The sequence below is a fragment of the Thalassotalea sp. PLHSN55 genome (assembly GCF_052030545.1).
In the GTDB taxonomy this organism is placed as follows: Bacteria; Pseudomonadota; Gammaproteobacteria; order Enterobacterales; family Alteromonadaceae; genus CANMXU01.
The window spans coordinates 249620-266515 of record NZ_JBPDIH010000003.1 but is presented as its reverse complement, the minus strand read 5'-3'; the positions used below and the strand labels follow the sequence as shown (position 1 = coordinate 266515).

General features: G+C 40.0%; 16 protein-coding genes. 8 read left to right on the top strand and 8 right to left on the bottom strand.

Annotated elements, in window-relative coordinates:
- Positions 1–46: 46 nt before the first annotated feature.
- Positions 47–778 carry an enoyl-CoA hydratase gene (locus ACRRSQ_RS07050; RefSeq protein ID WP_440875006.1) on the bottom strand — a complete coding sequence of 244 codons (732 nt, stop codon included), beginning with the start codon at positions 776–778 and terminating at the stop codon, positions 47–49.
- Between the two features lie 70 nt (positions 779–848).
- Here ACRRSQ_RS07050 and ACRRSQ_RS07045 point away from each other — a divergent pair, with 70 nt between their 5' ends.
- The 3 genes from ACRRSQ_RS07045 to ACRRSQ_RS07035 are packed head-to-tail and all read left to right on the top strand — an operon-like array spanning position 849 to position 3068.
- A complete protein-coding gene (locus ACRRSQ_RS07045; RefSeq protein ID WP_440875005.1) occupies positions 849–1310 on the top strand; it encodes a copper chaperone PCu(A)C in 462 nt (153 codons plus the stop codon).
- A gap of 9 nt (positions 1311–1319) precedes the next feature.
- Entirely contained in the window at positions 1320–2312 is a 993-nt protein-coding gene (locus ACRRSQ_RS07040; RefSeq protein ID WP_440875004.1) for a DUF2333 family protein, read from the top strand.
- A gap of 3 nt (positions 2313–2315) precedes the next feature.
- Positions 2316–3068 (top strand): TIGR04219 family outer membrane beta-barrel protein, encoded by a 753-nt coding sequence (locus ACRRSQ_RS07035; protein WP_440875003.1) that lies wholly within the window; start codon positions 2316–2318, stop codon positions 3066–3068.
- Between the two features lie 268 nt (positions 3069–3336).
- Here ACRRSQ_RS07035 and ACRRSQ_RS07030 read toward each other — a convergent pair whose 3' ends face one another.
- The 3 genes from ACRRSQ_RS07030 to gshB form a co-directional block, all read right to left on the bottom strand.
- A complete protein-coding gene (locus ACRRSQ_RS07030; protein ID WP_440875002.1) occupies positions 3337–3837 on the bottom strand; it encodes a gamma-glutamylcyclotransferase family protein in 501 nt (166 codons plus the stop codon).
- 185 nt (positions 3838–4022) lie between these two features.
- Positions 4023–6014, bottom strand: coding sequence for a flavohemoglobin expression-modulating QEGLA motif protein (locus tag ACRRSQ_RS07025; RefSeq protein WP_440875001.1), 1992 nt, complete (start codon positions 6012–6014; stop codon positions 4023–4025).
- Complete coding sequence (gshB, locus tag ACRRSQ_RS07020; protein ID WP_440875000.1) at positions 5998–7044, bottom strand: glutathione synthase; 1047 nt, start codon at positions 7042–7044, stop codon at positions 5998–6000. Before gshB ends, ACRRSQ_RS07025 begins: the two co-directional genes overlap by 17 nt.
- 341 nt (positions 7045–7385) lie before the next feature.
- On the opposite strand from gshB, the gene ACRRSQ_RS07015 reads away from it, so the two are divergent.
- The 4 genes from ACRRSQ_RS07015 (at position 7386) to ACRRSQ_RS07000 (ending at position 12758) form a co-directional block, all read left to right on the top strand.
- Positions 7386–8216 carry a LysR family transcriptional regulator gene (locus ACRRSQ_RS07015; protein WP_440874999.1) on the top strand — a complete coding sequence of 277 codons (831 nt, stop codon included), beginning with the start codon at positions 7386–7388 and terminating at the stop codon, positions 8214–8216.
- Positions 8217–8543: 327 nt separating this feature from the next.
- A complete protein-coding gene (locus ACRRSQ_RS07010) occupies positions 8544–10307 on the top strand; it encodes an assimilatory sulfite reductase (NADPH) flavoprotein subunit (RefSeq protein ID WP_440874998.1) in 1764 nt (587 codons plus the stop codon).
- Complete coding sequence (gene cysI / locus ACRRSQ_RS07005) at positions 10307–12025, top strand: assimilatory sulfite reductase (NADPH) hemoprotein subunit (protein WP_440874997.1); 1719 nt, start codon at positions 10307–10309, stop codon at positions 12023–12025. Before ACRRSQ_RS07010 ends, cysI begins: the two co-directional genes overlap by 1 nt.
- Entirely contained in the window at positions 12018–12758 is a 741-nt protein-coding gene (locus ACRRSQ_RS07000) for a phosphoadenylyl-sulfate reductase (protein WP_440874996.1), read from the top strand. The genes cysI and ACRRSQ_RS07000 overlap by 8 nt, the downstream gene beginning before the upstream one ends.
- A 95-nt stretch (positions 12759–12853) precedes the next feature.
- Here ACRRSQ_RS07000 and ACRRSQ_RS06995 read toward each other — a convergent pair whose 3' ends face one another.
- The 4 genes from ACRRSQ_RS06995 to orn form a co-directional block, all read right to left on the bottom strand.
- On the bottom strand, positions 12854–13762 hold the full coding sequence (locus ACRRSQ_RS06995; protein ID WP_440874995.1) for a TIGR03899 family protein: 909 nt from the start codon (positions 13760–13762) through the stop codon (positions 12854–12856).
- Positions 13763–13975: 213 nt separating this feature from the next.
- Positions 13976–14449, bottom strand: coding sequence for an NYN domain-containing protein (locus ACRRSQ_RS06990; protein WP_440874994.1), 474 nt, complete (start codon positions 14447–14449; stop codon positions 13976–13978).
- 47 nt (positions 14450–14496) lie between these two features.
- The gene (locus tag ACRRSQ_RS06985) at positions 14497–14988 is read right to left on the bottom strand and encodes a DUF4442 domain-containing protein (RefSeq protein WP_440874993.1); all 492 of its coding nucleotides are present in this window, start codon (positions 14986–14988) and stop codon (positions 14497–14499) included.
- Between the two features lie 91 nt (positions 14989–15079).
- Positions 15080–15625, bottom strand: a complete 546-nt coding sequence (orn, locus tag ACRRSQ_RS06980) for an oligoribonuclease (protein WP_440874992.1) — start codon at positions 15623–15625, stop codon at positions 15080–15082.
- Positions 15626–15796: 171 nt separating this feature from the next.
- On the opposite strand from orn, the gene rsgA reads away from it, so the two are divergent.
- Positions 15797–16834, top strand: coding sequence for a small ribosomal subunit biogenesis GTPase RsgA (rsgA, locus tag ACRRSQ_RS06975; RefSeq protein ID WP_440874991.1), 1038 nt, complete (start codon positions 15797–15799; stop codon positions 16832–16834).
- Positions 16835–16896 lie beyond the last annotated feature (62 nt).

Sequence of the window (16896 nt, the reverse complement as noted above, 5' to 3'; positions counted from 1 at the left end):
ACTATAAATCACCTAAACCTAATAGGCAGACGAGGTAAAGCGCTAATTACTTAAAAAATGATGTTAAAATGGCTTTGCAGTCAGGAGTATTGACTAAACGAATAAACTCTTCAGCCTCACTTGCCATCATCATTTTTAAGGTTTCATCGCTTGCTTGGCGAATTAAGCTACGACTGGTACTTACCGCATCAGCGGGCAATTTAGCGATGGTTTGAGCAATTTTTGTTGCTGTAGCAATAACGTCATCTTTTGCAGTGACTTGATTGACAATGCCATAGTTTTTCGCGTCTTCAGCAAAAAATAATTCACCTAATACTAAAAGTTCAAACGCTTTGTTATAGCCTAAACGTTGAGTCAGTAAATAGCTGGAACCTGCTTCAGGGCATAAACCTAACTGAGTAAAAGGTAATTTAAATTTACTATTATCGGCGGCAATCACCATGTCACAATGCAGCAATAAGGTAGTACCAATGCCAACAGCAACACCGGCAACTGCTGCGATAAGTGGCTTGTTAAATTCAGCCAACTTTTTAATAAATTTAAGTGCGACGATATCGTCGCTATTTTCGAGAAAGTCTTGTAAGTCGTTGCCGGCACAAAAACACTCGTTGTTACCTTGAATTAATAAACAGCGTACAGATTCGCTAGTATTGGCATATTCAAATGCATCACAAAGTTGCAAATACATAGATGAATTTAGGGCATTTTTTTTATCAAAACGATTTATAGTGACGGTAAATACGCCTTGATCTTCATTTGTGAGAATTAAGTTATTCATTTGCTCTTAGCTTAGTTACAATGCAGATGCATAAACCTTAATTGTTATAAAAAAGGATGTATAGCAAGTTATGAAAAAAAATGTGATATTTTTGACTTTATTACTGAAAGTTTTCAGTATTTCTTTCTTAGCAAGTGCTGAACAAGCAATTACGGTGAGTTCGGGCTATGTTAAAGAAACGATCCCCGGCACCACTATTTCAGCCGCATATATGACCATATCGAATAAAAGTGACCAAACCATTAAACTTATTGGCGCAAAAAGTCGCTTAAGTGATCGTATTGAAATACATCAGCACTTAATGGCTGATGGGATGATGAAGATGCGGCAAACAGATTTCATCGCTATTGCTGCCAATGAGCAGGTTAAATTGCAGCCTTCAGGTTACCATTTAATGATTTTTGATCTAAAAAATCCATTATCTAATGGTGAAACCATGCCAATCACGTTATATTTTGACAACCAAAAGGATGTCAGTCTTAACTTGCCTATTCAAGGGCTTAAACGAAAAACATCTCATCACCATCATTAGGAGCATATAATGGTTATTAATTTCTCCACCAAAACATTTGTCTCAATTATTTCTGCTCTTATTATCTGCTTTTATTTACTTGGGGTGTTTTGGAGTTTTGAACCAGACAATATCGATCTTCAAACTGAAGTCACGCAAGATGCCAGTGCAGATAATGTGGCGCCTGTCATTGGCTATACCACCACAACAGCCCTTATTCGTGTTGCCGAAACCTTATTAGAAAAACCGGGTGGTTATTTGTCTAACGACGCCTTACCGCCGTCAGTATTCTTAGATAACATTCCGTCATGGGAGTTTGGCGCGCTAGAGATGATCCGTGATTTATCTTTGGTGATGCGTCAGGAGTTTAGCCGCTCACAATCGCAATCAAAGGAAAATATTCATTTAAAGTCCGCTCATCCAAAATTTAATATTGATCACGCCAGTTGGGCAATGCCGAGTGCGGAAAGTGAATACAAAAAAGCGATTAAAGCGCTTTATTCGTATCGACAAGAACTAACCGAGGTCAATAGCCAAAGCTCACAATTTTATGCACGTGCAGATAATTTACGCGATTGGATCGCCAAAGTGCAAAAGCGTTTAGGTAGCTACTCGCAACGCTTAAGTGCCAGTGTTGGTCGCGACCAAGTTAATATTGACTTAGCCGGCGACGCACAAGCAAAACAATCGACGCATACGGCTAGCAATATGCAGGTAAAAACCAGTTGGTGGCAAATTGACAATGAATTTTATGAAGCGCGTGGTGCTTGTTGGGCTTTACTTCACTTTTTAAAAGCAGTAGAAATAGACTTTAATGACGTATTAGAAAATAAAAACGCAAAAATAAGCGTAGAACAAATCATTCGTGAATTGGAATATAGCCAGCAAGCCGTGTGGAGCCCTATGGTGTTAAACGGTGATGGTTTTGGTTTAGTTGCTAACCATTCTTTGGTAATGGCCAATTATATTTCGCGCGCGAATGCCGCCTTAATCGACTTAAATGAATTACTTAGTAAGGGATAAAACATGAAAAAAGCAGTAATTGCAGCAGGTGTTGCAGCTATGATGTCTGCCAGTGTTCAAGCAGATGTATTAGGACTATACATTGGTGGCCAGTATTGGGATAACGAAGCAACTGGCGTATTTGGCGACGGCCCTAATGCCGACGACCAAGAAGATTTTGGTTTACAAGGTGAATCGCAAAGCAGCTTTCATATTGCTTTTGAACACCCAATTCCAATTATTCCAAACATCAAAATAGCATCAACTACGCTTGATACTACAGGTAATGCGGTTATCGATACCGATTTTGGTTTTGGCGACACAGTAACGGGTGAAGTTGACTCAGTATTTGACGTTAACTATGTCGATTATACTTTTTACTATGAAGTATTTTCGAATGACTTATTGGCGTTTGACTTTGGTTTAACCGGTCGTGATATTTCAGGTGATATTGTGATTACTGAAACCGCTAACCCAGGTAATTCAACCGACACTGACTTTTCTGCAATCATTCCGATGCTTTATGTTAAAACAGTAATTGGCCTACCGTTTACCGGTTTTAATGTATTTGCTGAAGGTAATATTGTCAGTTACGACGACAGTAAATTACAAGATTACCAAGTAGGTATTGCTTACGAATTGTTAGATAACTTAGCGATTGATTTAGATATTCAACTTGGTTATCGCTCTGTTGATATGGAATTATCAGATATAGATGATTTCTACTCAGACATTAAATTTGACGGTGTTTTCTTAGGCGCTATCGCTCACTTTTAATGGCGAGTTAACTCGTGTTTTATAAAAAATGCCGCGTTGTTTTTAGTGAACAACGCGGCATTTTTGTTAACCTGAACTCGGTTTAAGAGATATTTAACTAGTTGAAATATAAGATTATATTTTCATGTTAACCTCTAGCTTGCTGGTTTTGCTTACTTCAAGGCAAATTTACGCGTCAATAGCTGGTCTATTGCAAGTGAATTTAACGCGGAAGTTAGTAAAAGTAGTGGCTAGAGAAGTATTTATTAAGCCGAGCTCAGGTTAGTTGTTAAGTCTTTGTTAAATATATTGCCCGTTCACGTTCATCTCGCGCTAAATCTTTATCTTCTTGGCTAACGGTGCTCAGAATATTGTTTAGCTGTTCAGTGGGCAGCTTGGTTTCTTTCGCGCCAATGGCTACATGGTTTACGTACCAAGAATAAGGCGCTAGGTTAGCGTTAATATTGGTGGCGATATAAAGTAATGCGTTAACATATTCGCCGTCATCATTGACAACTTGCACCATTTTTTCGTCATAACCAAAGCCTAAGCCTTCCGCTTTATCTAAAAAAACTTTATCGCTTTTATCCATCTCAAATAATGCGCCAATAACTTGGTCGGTATGATTATCTGTAAAATAAGCATCACACTTTGCTGAGCCATCGGTGCTCGCTTTATGAAAACGTAATTGATGTTTATTTAAGGTATAGCGACCAATTTTTTTTGCACTTGGCACGCGTTGTTGTAATCGTAAGGTCGACATATTTGAGCCATAGGCAAAATACTTCATTGCGTCACTTATATAATAGTTATTAACCGATGACGTTTACTTTATACCAAATTGACTAAATATTTAATCAAATTGGTATTAGGGCAGCAAGTTAAAGGGAGCAAGTGAAAATGGCAGACCCCTCGACTTTATCTTAATGATGTAAAGAGGCCTACGTGATAGCAAAGAGGTTAATGACCTAAGCGCTATTTAATTGAATTGACAACAAAATCGAGTACCTCGTTGCCAGAAGGGCGATAAGCTGTGTCAAATAGTGGTTTTGGTTTATTTAACATGCCACGAGCTACCATTTCTGAGATCACTTCAAAGTCGAGTAATCCGGTTTTACCGACAAGTAGGTTGTCGATAGATTGTTGTTTTGCCGTGGTTAAAATGTCTCTAAAGCCAGTTAAATATAAGTAGTCTTTGGTAAAGCCACCGCCGCGGTAAACCCGGGTGGTTAAGGTAAATGCAAACTCTTTTTCAAGTGAAAACTCGGTCATTAACGCATGGTAAGTTTTAACAAAATCGCCATGGGCAAGCATGTATTGCACGGCGATAACACGCAGCGCAATAACCTTTAAACGAGCAATAGTTAAACTCCCCGAGCAATATTCACTATAAAGGGCAATGCCTTCTTGGGTGTGCGTATTGCCTGCTAACCCTAAACTAAATACTTTCAACGCATGCTTTTTGGCGTTAATGGTGGTTAACATATGAATGCCAAGTTCGTGATAGGCAAAAGCGTGTAATTCTTTTTCGCTAAACTGGGCATTTTTATTAATTAAAAGTAATGCTTTTTCATTATTCACCATGGCTTTAGCAACCACTTTGCCTGACTTTTCAACTTTGCACTTTAATCCCCACGCTTGTGCTTGGTTTCTAAAGTAGTCAATGGCTTGGTCAGCGTTTAAAAGCTCGCTTTGTTCACTGTGCTGTTCGTCATTTAAATGCAAAATAAAACGCGCATTGGCGATATCGGTTTGGCTAGGTTCACCATAATATTTCAGTGAATTATAAACAAAGTCGCTAGTTCCAATCGAGGTGAGCAAATCAATTTTACTGGCAAGGTTATCTATAACATGTCGATATAACTGTTGAATGTCAGCATCATTAACGTCGTCTACCGGCAGTTGGTATAGATTTTCTCTAAACTTATACGGGTTAATGTTGAGTTGCTTGTAGTTAAAATTGGGCGGCAGATAACTGTTCTTTTTTAAAAAACGATTTTTTTGCGCGTTTAAATTTATCGGGTTGATAAAGTTTAAGGTTTCAACCTGCTTGCACAGGGCAAATAAACGTTTATCAAGATTAAGCACTTCTGGGCTAATGTTTGACGATAAAATATCGGCTTTTTGCGTGCGTGTTTTTTTAGTGTAGCGACGCATGAAAAACGCGGCGGTTTCACTAATGGCATTTTTAAAACCGGCTTTTAGCTCTTCAAGTACTAATGGATATACTTCGCCAGAGCTTTCATCCATGAAGACTTTCTTCACTTCAGTGGGTAATACCAAGGTATTGTCAAAATGCGCGTTAATATGTGAAATTAAATAACCTCTGCCGTGAAAAACTTCGTCGGTTGCCGCGCGCACATCAATATTGGGTAAGTTAATTTTGTTAAGCTGGCGTTCAAATTGGCCTACAACTTTGCCCCAGCGTTCAACGTCGATTTGCCCTGCGCCAATGTTAAAGGTCGGTGTGTTTTGTTCAATTCGTTTGTAATTGTAGGAATGAATATCAAAGACAATCGCATTGCTATATTGTTGTTCAATAACACTAACAATGGCTTCTAATACGTTGTAAAATGCTTGATGCTTGGCATGGCTAGTCGCCCGCTGTTTTTGCGTTAATGGCTTTTGCCAAACTTGTTTGTTCCAAGCGGTTTTAAAGTAGGTCGATAACGTTTTTGCGCGATTGAGATCGTATTCAAAGCGCGAATCGTTGCCAATTAACTGAATGGGAAACGAAGAAATTAGCTCATCGGTATAAGGATCTTCTTCATAAAAACGTTCTTGCGTTGACAACAAGAACGCCTTATTTAACTCAGCACGCAAATTGTGCCCGTTGTGGATCGCAGCGCAAATGAGCGGTGTGTATTCGTCAATTTTTACAATAAAAGAGCCATTGTTAACCTCAGCATGAAAACACTGGCGCTTTTTGATCAGCGATATGCATTCTTTTTCAGACAGCGTTTGCATCTTCAATTACCTGTCTAAATTGCGATTTACGGTTAATAACTAACTCTTTTGCTTGCACCACGCTTTCAACAAAATCGATCACCTGTGCTTGTAATCGAGTACGGTTTAAGCGATTGATACGGACAATGCCGCCCGGGCTTAATACGTTAACTTCAATCAGTTTGCCACCAATTACATCAATACCAGTAAAGTACAAACCATCTCTGACTAATTTAGGGCCTATGTATCTACAGAGTTTTTTCTCTTGTGCGGTTAATTTATGTTTCACCACTTTGCCACCAGCATGCACGTTTGAGCGAACATCATTTGAATCTGGCACGCGTTTCATTGCGCCAATGGGTTCACCGTTTAACATTAAAATGCGCACATCGCCTTCTTCTGCGCCATGAACATAATCTTGTAAAATAACGTAGTTACTACCTTTACCGTGTTCGTCGCCGCCAATATAAAAGTCGAGTAACGAACGGAAACTTTGGCGAGCACTTTTTTCTAAGACGATCACGCCTCTACCACCATAACCATCTAGTGGTTTTAAGATCATTTTATCGCTGTCAGATTCTTCAAAAATACGCTCTAAATAATCTCTGTTTTTTGATACATGGGTTGCTGGAATGTATTCACTTTCGGTGTCTTGAAAAGAAGCGGTATAAACCTTGTTATTGGCAACACGTAAACCATCAAGGTCGTTCATGATAAAAGTATCACCACGTATAGAGTCTAAGAAATTAAGAGCAAAGGTATCTAGTGGCGGATTTGCGCGCATTATTATTGCGTCAAAACCTGCTAATGGTAGTTGAGCGCGTTTAAAGTTGGCCGATTTATAAAAGCTGACAATGTTATCTGAGAATTTTGTTTTTTTGGTAAACACGTCACAAAACGCACTAGCGACACTGTCGCGAATAGTGAGATTGTTTACCGTTGCAAGTGCTACCGTATGATTTCGTTTCACACATTCATGTATTAATCTTAGGGTAGAGTCTGTTTCAGGATCAACGCGATCCCACGGGTACATGATAAAACAAATTTTCATAAGCTTAGCCCAGCAAAAAGTGAATAAATGAGTATGGTGAATTTTTGCCGGAGCTTACAGAAATCCTGATGTATTTACTGCTAAAAAATATTTATCGACAGGTAAAAAAATATCTATCAATCGTTAACAGCTGCTAGGATGAAAAGCCGATTAGAGCCAAGTTGTTTATTTCAGTGCTAACAGATATAACCCTTGTTTAAATCAATAATATCAACGGCAATGATTGCTGCAGTTAAAGATGACGATTTTTATGAATAAGTTCACATTTACGCTACAAATAATATTTGTCGCGTCGTTAGTTTTTAATTACATTAGCAGCAATTATTTTATTTGGGGCTGACATGGATATACGCGTTTTTAAAACCTTTATTGCGGTTGCTGAACATAAGCATTTTGGCCATGCGGCAGAAACCTTATATATTACGCAAGCTGCAGTAAGTGCACGCATTAAACAGCTAGAAGAGTTTTATTCAACTCAGCTCATTATTAGAGATAAAAATAATTTACGCTTAACGCCATCGGGTGAGGCGTTGTTAGGGCATGCGCATTTAATGGTTAGCCAAATGACGCAGTCGAAAGTCGCGGTTTCTATTGCTAATGCTCAAAAAGCGTCTTTTAGTATTGCCGCCACGCCGAATGTTTGGGATGCTTTTTTTAGCCATCGAATTCACGAAGCGATTGAGTTATTTGATAACCTCGTATTAGGCACGGAAATTTCGGTGCGCGAAGCAATACAGCGTAAACTCGATGATCGAAGTCTCGATGTCGGCTTATTAACCGATCCCATTAAAGATGATGATTATGTCAGTGAATTAATTGGTCACTTTGATTTATCGCTAGTTGGCACTCGTTCAGTTTTTGATAAAGCAATTGAAGACTATATATTTATCGATTGGGGACTTACGTTTCAAAAAGAGCACGCACTTCATCATAAAGTGGTGCCAAGCCTTAAAACCTCAACGGCGATGATTGCGCTAGAAGTGCTATTGTCAAAAGGTGGTTTTGCCTATTTACCTGCCGAGCTAGTTAAAAGCCAATTAGACTCGCAAGCGCTATTTCAAGTTGAGGCGCCAATGCAAATTAAACGGCCGATATTTATGGTGTATCGAAAAAACAATAACAATGAAGAACTTATCAACCAGTTCAAAAGTTTACTGACCAACATACAATAGTCATTATTTAGCAGGCTTATTTAGCCTTAAACTCGTTTCAATTTGGCGAATTTTCTTGTTGAAGATGTGCCTTTTAGTCGTAGCGAATAAGAGCTAACTTGATGATATAGATATAATTACACCTATTGCGGTGTATCAATAGCTTGCTTGTTCTTCTTTCCTAATATATTGGCATTTGTTTAATACAGCTTTCTATATTCTTTTTTTGAATAAAAAGGCGTTTTCTATTCTTTTTAATTTTTATGATCAGCCGCTATCCTTGCTGCATTAATTTGAAATGGGCGAGTTGACCTTATGTTGCCGGATCAGCAAAATTTGAATCAAACAATGTTAGACGCAAACCAATTGGCGTCGTTAAAAGAAACTATCGGTAGTTATACTCCGCTGCAACTTGCGTGGGCAAGTGGCTATTTAGCAGCAAAAAGTGAAGGATCTTCAGTCGCTGTATTACCTACAGCCGCTGCTGCACAACCTGCATCTACCTTAACCATACTTTACGGTTCACAAACCGGTAATGCTAAAGGCGTAGCCAAAGCGTTAGCTGAGCAAGCTGAAGCGGCCGGCATTATGGTTGAATTAAAAGGCATGGGGCAATTCAAGCCAAAAAGCATTAAAAATGTCACTCACCTATTAATTGTGACCAGTACCAATGGTGAAGGCGAGCCGCCTGATGACGCCATTGCCTTGCATGAGTTTTTAGCGTCGAAAAAAGCACCTAAACTGAATGACTTGCAATACAGTGTTTTAGCCCTTGGTGATACCAGCTACGAATACTACTGCCAAACCGGTAAAGACTTTGATCAATACCTAACCAAACTTGGCGCAACAGCGATTGCTCCTCGTGTTGATTGTGACGTTGATTATGAAGACGCCGCTAAAGCTTGGTCTGATGAGATTATCGAAAAAGCAAAAGATTTAGTTGCTGCCAAAGAAGCTGCTGCGCCAGTGGTTAGCTTAGCGGCTTCAGGTGTTGCTGCAAGCTTTACTAAGCAAAATCCGTATGCAGCTGAGTTAAGCGTTAGTCAAAAAATTACCGGTCGCGATTCAGCCAAAGATGTTCGTCATGTAGAAATTGACTTAGGCGACTCTGGTATTACTTATCAAGCAGGTGATGCTTTAGGTGTGTGGTTTGAAAACGACAGCGCCCTTGTTGAAGAATTAATTGCGGCACTTGGTTTATCAGCTGAAGATGAAATTGACGCCTCAGGTGAAAAACTTTCACTAAGCCAAGCGCTTATCGAGAAATTTGAAATTACCCAAACAGCGGTTAACTTCATTACTTTTTGGGCTGAAAAATCTCAAAACAAAGAATTATTAGCGTTAGCTGAAGATAAAAACGCAGCGCGTGAATACGCAGCTAATCATCAAGTGGTTGACGTAGTCAAAGCGGCTCCTGCAACGGTTAGCGCACAAGAATTTGTTGATAGCCTACGTAAAATTACCCCGCGTTTATATTCAATTGCGTCAAGCCAAGCGGAAGTTGACGAAGAAGTCCACTTAACCGTTGGTTTAGTATCTTACCAAGCAGGCGAACAAACGCGTGTTGGTGGTGCGTCTGGTTTCTTAGGTCAACGTTTAGAAGATGGCGACACTGTTAAAGTATTTATTGAGCATAACGATAACTTCCGTCTGCCAAGCGATGGCAATACGCCAGTGATCATGGTGGGTCCTGGTACAGGTGTTGCACCGTTTAGAGCTTTCATGCAAGAGCGTGAAGCACAAGGCGCTGAAGGTGATAACTGGTTATTGTTTGGCGATCAAACCTTCACTCAAGATTTCCTATATCAAGTGGAATGGCAAGCGTATTTAGCTTCAGGTTTATTAACCAAAATTGATTTGGCTTTCTCTCGTGACCAAGCTGAGAAAATTTATGTACAAGATCGTTTGCGTGAAAATGCCGCAGAAGTTTTTGCTTGGTTAGAGCGTGGCGCGCATTTCTATATTTGTGGGGACATGAGCCGCATGGCAAAAGATGTTGAAAGCACCTTACTTACCATTATTGAAGAGCAAGGCAAGTTAAGCAGCGAAGACGCACAGCAATATTTAAAAGATTTACGTAACGCCAAGCGTTATCAGAAGGACGTATACTAATGACTACTACGAATGATCAAAACGGCCCATTGGTTGTTGAAGGTAAGCTTGCTGATAACGAACGTTTAAAGCGTGAAAGTAATTTTTTGCGTGGCACTATTGAGCAAGACTTAAGCGACCCTGTAACGGGTGGTTTTACCGCTGATAACTTCCAGCTTATTCGTTTTCACGGCATGTATCAGCAAGATGATCGTGACATTCGTGGTGAGCGTACTAAGCAAAAATTAGAACCATTACATAACGTGATGTTACGTGCCCGTATGCCTGGCGGTATTATTACGCCAAAACAGTGGTTAGCGATTGATAAATTTGCCGCTGACAAAACCATGTATGGCAGCATTCGTTTAACTACCCGTCAAACGTTTCAGTTTCACGGCGTATTAAAGCCAAACATTAAGTTAATGCACCAAACGCTTAACAGCATTGGTATTGACTCTATCGCGACCGCTGGTGACGTTAACCGTAACGTGTTATGTACCACTAACCCGGTTGAATCTGAACTGCATTTAGAAGCTTACGAATGGGCGAAGAAAATCAGTGAGCACTTACTACCTAAAACTAAAGCGTATGCTGAAATTTGGTTAAATGGTGAGAAAGCTGAAAGCACTGAAGAGCCAATTTTAGGCAGCAACTACTTACCACGTAAATTTAAAACCACGGTAGTTATTCCGCCGCAAAACGATGTTGATGTACATGCCAATGACCTTAACTTTGTTGCCATTGCAGATAACGGCAAATTAGTTGGTTTTAACGTTCTTGTGGGTGGTGGCTTAGCCATGACACACGGTGATAAATCAACCTATCCACGTCGTGCTGACGATTTTGGTTTTGTGCCATTAGCCAATGTTTTAGACGTAGCGGCGGCTGTTGTGACGACACAACGTGATTGGGGTAACCGAGTCAACCGTAAAAACGCAAAAACTAAATACACCTTAGATCGTGTTGGCATTGATACGTTTAAAGCCGAAGTTGAAAAACGTGCGGGCATTGCTTTTGAAGAAAGCCGTCCGTATGAATTTACCGACCGTGGCGACCGTTTAGGTTGGGTTGAAGGTTTTGATGGCAAGCATCATTTAGCGCTATTTATTGAAAATGGTCGACTTTTAGATTTCCCAAATAAGCCACTGAAAACCGGTGTTGCGGAAATCGCTAAAGTACATAAAGGTGACTTCCGCATGACCGCAAATCAAAACTTGATTATTGCGGGTGTTGCTGAAGAAGACAAAGCGCAAATCGAACAACTGGCGCGAGAGTACGGTTTATTAGACGACGGCGTTAGCGAACAACGTAAAAACTCAATGGCGTGTGTAGCCTTTCCTACCTGTCCATTAGCGATGGCAGAAGCTGAGCGCTATTTACCAGGTTTAGTAACTGACGTTGAAAAGATTTTTGAAAAATACTACATGCAAGATGAGTCGATTATTCTACGGGTTACCGGTTGTCCAAATGGCTGTGGCCGTGCGATGTTGGCTGAAATTGGCTTAGTAGGTAAAGGCCCTGGTAAGTACAACATGTATTTAGGTGGTAACCTTGCAGGTACCCGCATACCAGCACTTTTCAAAGAAAATATAGACGAGAAAACTATCCTCAAAGAAATTGACGGCTTAGTTGCGCATTGGGTTAGTGGTCGCCGTGAAGGTGAAGCCTTTGGTGACTACGTAGTTCGCAAAGAAATTGTGCGCGAAATTAAAGTCAGTAAGCGAGATTTTCATGACTAAACCAGCAATTAATAACCGCTTTCCTGCTTCATTACCAAAACCTTGGTTGAATCAGTGGAATGAATTACTTGAAAAAGAAACTGCCACCGCCCGTGTCGAATGGGCGATGGAAAATTTGCCTGCGCAATTTGTATTGTCGTCAAGTTTTGGCATTCAATCAGCGGTTATGTTGCATATGTTAACGCAAGTGGATAAAAATATTCCGGTGTTGTTAACCGACACGGGACATTTATTTCCAGAAACATACCAGTTTATTGAGCAGTTAACAGAGCGTTTAGACTTGAATTTACACGTATTTAGCGCAAAAGAAAGTGCTGCATGGCAACGTGCTAAATACGGTGAAGAATGGGCCAAAGGTGAAGATGAGCTTAAAGCCTATAATCGTCGTAACAAAGTTGAGCCGTTAGAACGTGGTTTGAATGAACTTGAAGCGAGCACTTGGTTTTCAGGTGTACGTCGTCAACAATCTAGCCACAGAGAAGGTTTGTCTGTGGTGAGCATTTTACGTGGTCGCTTTAAAGTACACCCCATTATTGATTGGAGTAATCGTGACGTTCATCAATATCTAACCAAACACAACCTGCCGTACCACCCATTATGGGATCACGGTTACGTGTCGGTGGGTGATGTGCACAGCACACGCCCATTAGAATTAGGAATGGATGAAAGTGAAACGCGTTTCTCAGGTATGCAGCGTGAATGTGGCTTGCATACTGACGGTGATGGTATTTAAACCTTCATTGCGATAACAACTATTTATTGATGTTATGAGAAAATCATTACTTTGGTAATGGTTTTCTAACTTCCTTGCTTATTTTGTCTATTCCCTTAGCTTTCACAGTTAAAATGGGTGCTCAATTCACGCTTTAATGACTGATAAAAATCTTCGTCAGCTTTATCACCAATTAAGTTCATTAACTCAACGCCAACCGGTGTAAATTTATAAAAACATAAAACGCTATCGGCCTTTTTAGCTGATAAACTAAGTGCCAAGCCGTTGTAACTAAAGGTCAGTACCTCGCCTTTAGCTAATACGCTAGACTCAGCTTCTTGAATAAATAATAAGTGATTGTCATCAAGGTTTAGTAAGTCGCTATAACTTAACCCATATTGATTGAGGTTAATTTTATGCTGACGACTTTTACTGAAAAAGTTGAATAAATTGGGTGTTTGATAGCTACCAGAAAGTATTCTTAAATTTTTTCGCGCTTTATCACGCACGGTAAACTTAGCCACTTTAGCTAATAACTTCGCATCTTGAATGCTTAATTCGCGAAATGTTTTTAATGCCTTTAACGAAAATGAACCTGGGCTGGCAATTTCTTTGGCTAATATTCTCGCCCATAAATCTTGCATGGTTTTATTGCTAATGCTCTCTGCAAGCGATAGGAAACGATCAAACCAGTCTTGGTCGGTTCTATCAGGTACTTGACTATCTGAGCTTAGACCAACTGCCTTTTGAATAATACGTTCTAGGTTTTGTTGATGGCGCAAATGATTTAAGCGATCGCGTTTTCGTGCTCTATCTTCAATTGGAATTTGTTTTTCAGGCGGAAGGAATTGTCCGTCGAGGCTAAATTGCTTGGCTAAACCGAGCAGTTGCATTTGCGATGAGGCATTCGACGAACCTTTACTAGTTGCCGCAGTTTTGTCTTCTGCTGCTTGGCTTTCAACCACCACAGTGTGCTCGTTATTGCTCACTACGATATCGTTTTTATTGTCGTCGCTTGAACTCATGCCTATCTCCAAAGGAAAAGGTTGGGCTGGTTAAAAGTCATTTTTTATTTTTTAAGTATAGAAGGTATTTATTGTTGAGTTAACAGACAAATACCTTGCTTAGTATTTCAAAACAAACGGTGTGTTTCAAATTTGTTTCAATTAAGTCGGAAAGGAAATATGAGATGGATAGTGTAATGTTAAAATTTTAAATTGAATTAAGCTAAGTAATAGCTACAACAATAATTCTTCATCTATTGCGCTATAGTAATCTGCGGCATTAATTAGCGCTTGTGCGGTGAGGCTTCTTACACCATAAACATGTGTTGTCGCGCCATAGTTGTTTCGCATTTTACTGAGTAATAAATCAAAGTCGCCATCGCCTGATAACAATACAATGTATTCAGCGTCTTTGGCGGCGTCGAGCATATCAATGGTAATACCAACGTCCCAGTCACCTTTTGCGCTGCCGTCTCTTCGTTGAATAAAAGGTTTTAGCTTAACGTTAAAGCCAATATGTTTGAGCGCTTTTTGAAATTTATGTTGCTGGTCGTCACTGCGCTGAATTGCGTAGGCATTTGCTAAAACAATATCTCCCTGTTCACTTAGTTTTTGCCAAAGTTTACGGTAGTTAAATTGTTTGCCGAATGCGTCGCGCGTGGTGTAGTAAATGTTTTGCACATCAACAAAAATGGCGATTTTTTTCATGTGTGATCCTTTTTGTTGATGTGTTTGTTGAACTTTCGTAGCTGGGTTTAGCTTTTAGTGCGCTTTGTTACCCACGCCCAGTCCATTTCACATACTATGGGTTGTTCGCCAGTTTCGTCGAAGATCTTCACTTCAACAAAAAAGCTACCTTTTTCATCTTGTTCAATGGCTTGAATACCACTGTCATCAATCGTAGCAATGGCTTTTAGATCACCTTGCATGCGGCGTTGATATTCAATTTTCATCGATTTTAACAGCGGTAATTTATTGTCAGGCACGTTCATACCAAAAACAATGCCACTGGCTGATTCCGCAAGCAATGCTGCCGCAATGGCATGTACACCACCAATGTGATTTTGCACGCGTTTAACGTTTTTTACGCCCAGCTCAACTTTATGGTTGCTTACAGCATAAAGCTTAATTTTTGATGTTTTGGCGTACTTTACCTGTGAACAAAAAAGCTTAGTTAACAAATAAGGTTGTATTGATTTAGGCAGGCGGTGTATACCTGCCACAGCACGTGAAAATCGATTTGCCATGGTACTCTCAGATTATTTAGTGATTAAATCATTCTATCTAAACTGGTCAGACCTGCAAGTTTTTTGTGTGAATAGTAAGCTTATTACCCGCTTATACGTTAAAAAAGTGTGCCTGATAGACCTTTAATTCGGCAATCGACTCGCGAATATCATCAAGGGCTAAATGTGCACCTGTTTTTTCAACTTTTGCTAAAACCTCAGGTTTCCAGCGACGGGCAAGTTCTTTAACTGTGCTGACATCGAGGTTGCGGTAATGAAAGTAGTCTTCAAAGTCTGGCATGTATTTATTAATGAAACGGCGATCTTGGCCAATGCTGTTGCCGCACATCGGCGAGACACCTTTAGGTACATATTGCTCAACAAAGCGTATGGTTTCTTCAGTCGCTTGCGCGAGAGTGGTTGTGCTTTTTTTGCAACGTTCGGTTAAACCCGATTTGCCGTGATGTTCGATGCACCAAGGGCTCATATTATCGAGCACTTCATCAGCATGTTTAATAGCAAACACAGGACCTTCGGCCAGAATATTGAGTTGACTATCAGTAACAATGGTCGCGATTTCCAAAATCACATCCGTTTGTGGTTCTAGGCCTGTCATCTCCAGATCAAGCCAAATCAAATTTGAATCGCTACACGCCATAATTAACCTTTAGTCACCTTAACTTTTTCTTTGTTGTTCGAAATTTTCACTATAGTGCCATTAAAAGAAGACAAAATTAGATGAAACCTTAATTAAACAGTATACTACGTGACAATTAATGTTGTTAAAAAATCTTTATCAAATTTAAGCAAAATAAAATGAAACAAGCTCGTGGCTAAAACTAAAAAGCTGACTAAAGGTCAGGCACGGCGAATTAAAGCCAATCAAGACAAAAAACTGCGCAATAAAGCCGATCAAGTGCATTGGCAAGATGATGAACTCGGTGAAGCACAAAGCGGTGTTGTTATTAGCCGGTTTGGTCAGCATGCAGACGTTGAAGCGCAAGATGGAACCTGTTATCGCTGTAACCTTAGACGTTCAGTAAAATCACTTGTCTGTGGTGATAAAGTGCTGTGGCGTTTAGGAAAAGAAACCGAGCATAGTATTCGTGGCGTGATTGAAGCGGTGCATGAACGTGACTCCGTATTGTCTCGCCCTGATGTTTATGACGGCGTGAAACCTATTGCGGCTAATATAAGCCAAATTATTATTGTCTCGTCTGTATTACCCGTTTTTAATGCCGATATTATTGACCGTTACCTAGTTGCTGCCGAGCAAACCGGTATCACGCCAGTATTATTGTTAAACAAAGTTGATTTGCTTGATGAGGCGGTAAAAGCCGAAATAGAGAAACAGTTACAAATTTATCGCGATATTGGTTACAAAATTATTTATGCTAGCAGCAAAACTGCACAGGGCATTGATGATGTGCGAGCGCAGTTAAGCGATCACACCAGCATTTTTGTGGGTCAGTCAGGGGTTGGTAAGTCGACTTTGGTGAATAGTTTAATGCCAGAATTAGGTTTGCTTACTCAAGAAGTTTCTGAAAATTCAGGCTTAGGGCAGCATACCACCACAGTAGCGCGTTTATATCATTTTAGTGATGGCGGCGACTTAATTGACTCGCCTGGTATTCGTGAGTTTGGCTTGTGGCATTTAACACCAGAGCAAGTCTATCGCGGCTTTATTGAGTTTGCTGATTACTTGGGCGGCTGTAAATTTCGCGATTGCAAACATCAAACCGACCCTGGTTGTGCGTTAGTTGAAGCTAGTGAGCAAGGTAAAATACGCGCTGAACGTTTAGCCAGTTTTCAACGAATATTAGCCAGTTTAGATGGCAACAAGTTAACCTCGCGGTTTAATCATTAAATTAATTAATAAGTAGTGTAAGGAACCTTTAGTGTCACTCGATAAAGTAAAAATTGCTTTGC

Bases quoted from the DNA above. Each gene is read 5' to 3' on its own strand.
- ACRRSQ_RS06995 (WP_440874995.1), bottom strand. From the start codon at position 13,762: ATGAGTTCAAGCGACGACAATAAAAACGATATCGTAGTGAGCAATAAC.
- cysI (WP_440874997.1), top strand. From the start codon at position 10,307: ATGACTACTACGAATGATCAAAACGGCCCATTGGTTGTTGAAGGTAAG.
- ACRRSQ_RS07045 (WP_440875005.1), top strand. From the start codon at position 849: ATGAAAAAAAATGTGATATTTTTGACTTTATTACTGAAAGTTTTCAGT.
- ACRRSQ_RS07050 (WP_440875006.1), bottom strand. From the start codon at position 778: ATGAATAACTTAATTCTCACAAATGAAGATCAAGGCGTATTTACCGTC.
- ACRRSQ_RS07015 (WP_440874999.1), top strand. From the start codon at position 7,386: ATGGATATACGCGTTTTTAAAACCTTTATTGCGGTTGCTGAACATAAG.
- ACRRSQ_RS06990 (WP_440874994.1), bottom strand. From the start codon at position 14,449: ATGAAAAAAATCGCCATTTTTGTTGATGTGCAAAACATTTACTACACC.
- ACRRSQ_RS07035 (WP_440875003.1), top strand. From the start codon at position 2,316: ATGAAAAAAGCAGTAATTGCAGCAGGTGTTGCAGCTATGATGTCTGCC.
- ACRRSQ_RS07025 (WP_440875001.1), bottom strand. From the start codon at position 6,014: ATGCAAACGCTGTCTGAAAAAGAATGCATATCGCTGATCAAAAAGCGC.
- ACRRSQ_RS06985 (WP_440874993.1), bottom strand. From the start codon at position 14,988: ATGGCAAATCGATTTTCACGTGCTGTGGCAGGTATACACCGCCTGCCT.
- ACRRSQ_RS07040 (WP_440875004.1), top strand. From the start codon at position 1,320: ATGGTTATTAATTTCTCCACCAAAACATTTGTCTCAATTATTTCTGCT.
- ACRRSQ_RS07000 (WP_440874996.1), top strand. From the start codon at position 12,018: ATGACTAAACCAGCAATTAATAACCGCTTTCCTGCTTCATTACCAAAA.
- ACRRSQ_RS07030 (WP_440875002.1), bottom strand. From the start codon at position 3,837: ATGAAGTATTTTGCCTATGGCTCAAATATGTCGACCTTACGATTACAA.
- orn (WP_440874992.1), bottom strand. From the start codon at position 15,625: ATGGCGTGTAGCGATTCAAATTTGATTTGGCTTGATCTGGAGATGACA.
- ACRRSQ_RS07010 (WP_440874998.1), top strand. From the start codon at position 8,544: ATGTTAGACGCAAACCAATTGGCGTCGTTAAAAGAAACTATCGGTAGT.
- gshB (WP_440875000.1), bottom strand. From the start codon at position 7,044: ATGAAAATTTGTTTTATCATGTACCCGTGGGATCGCGTTGATCCTGAA.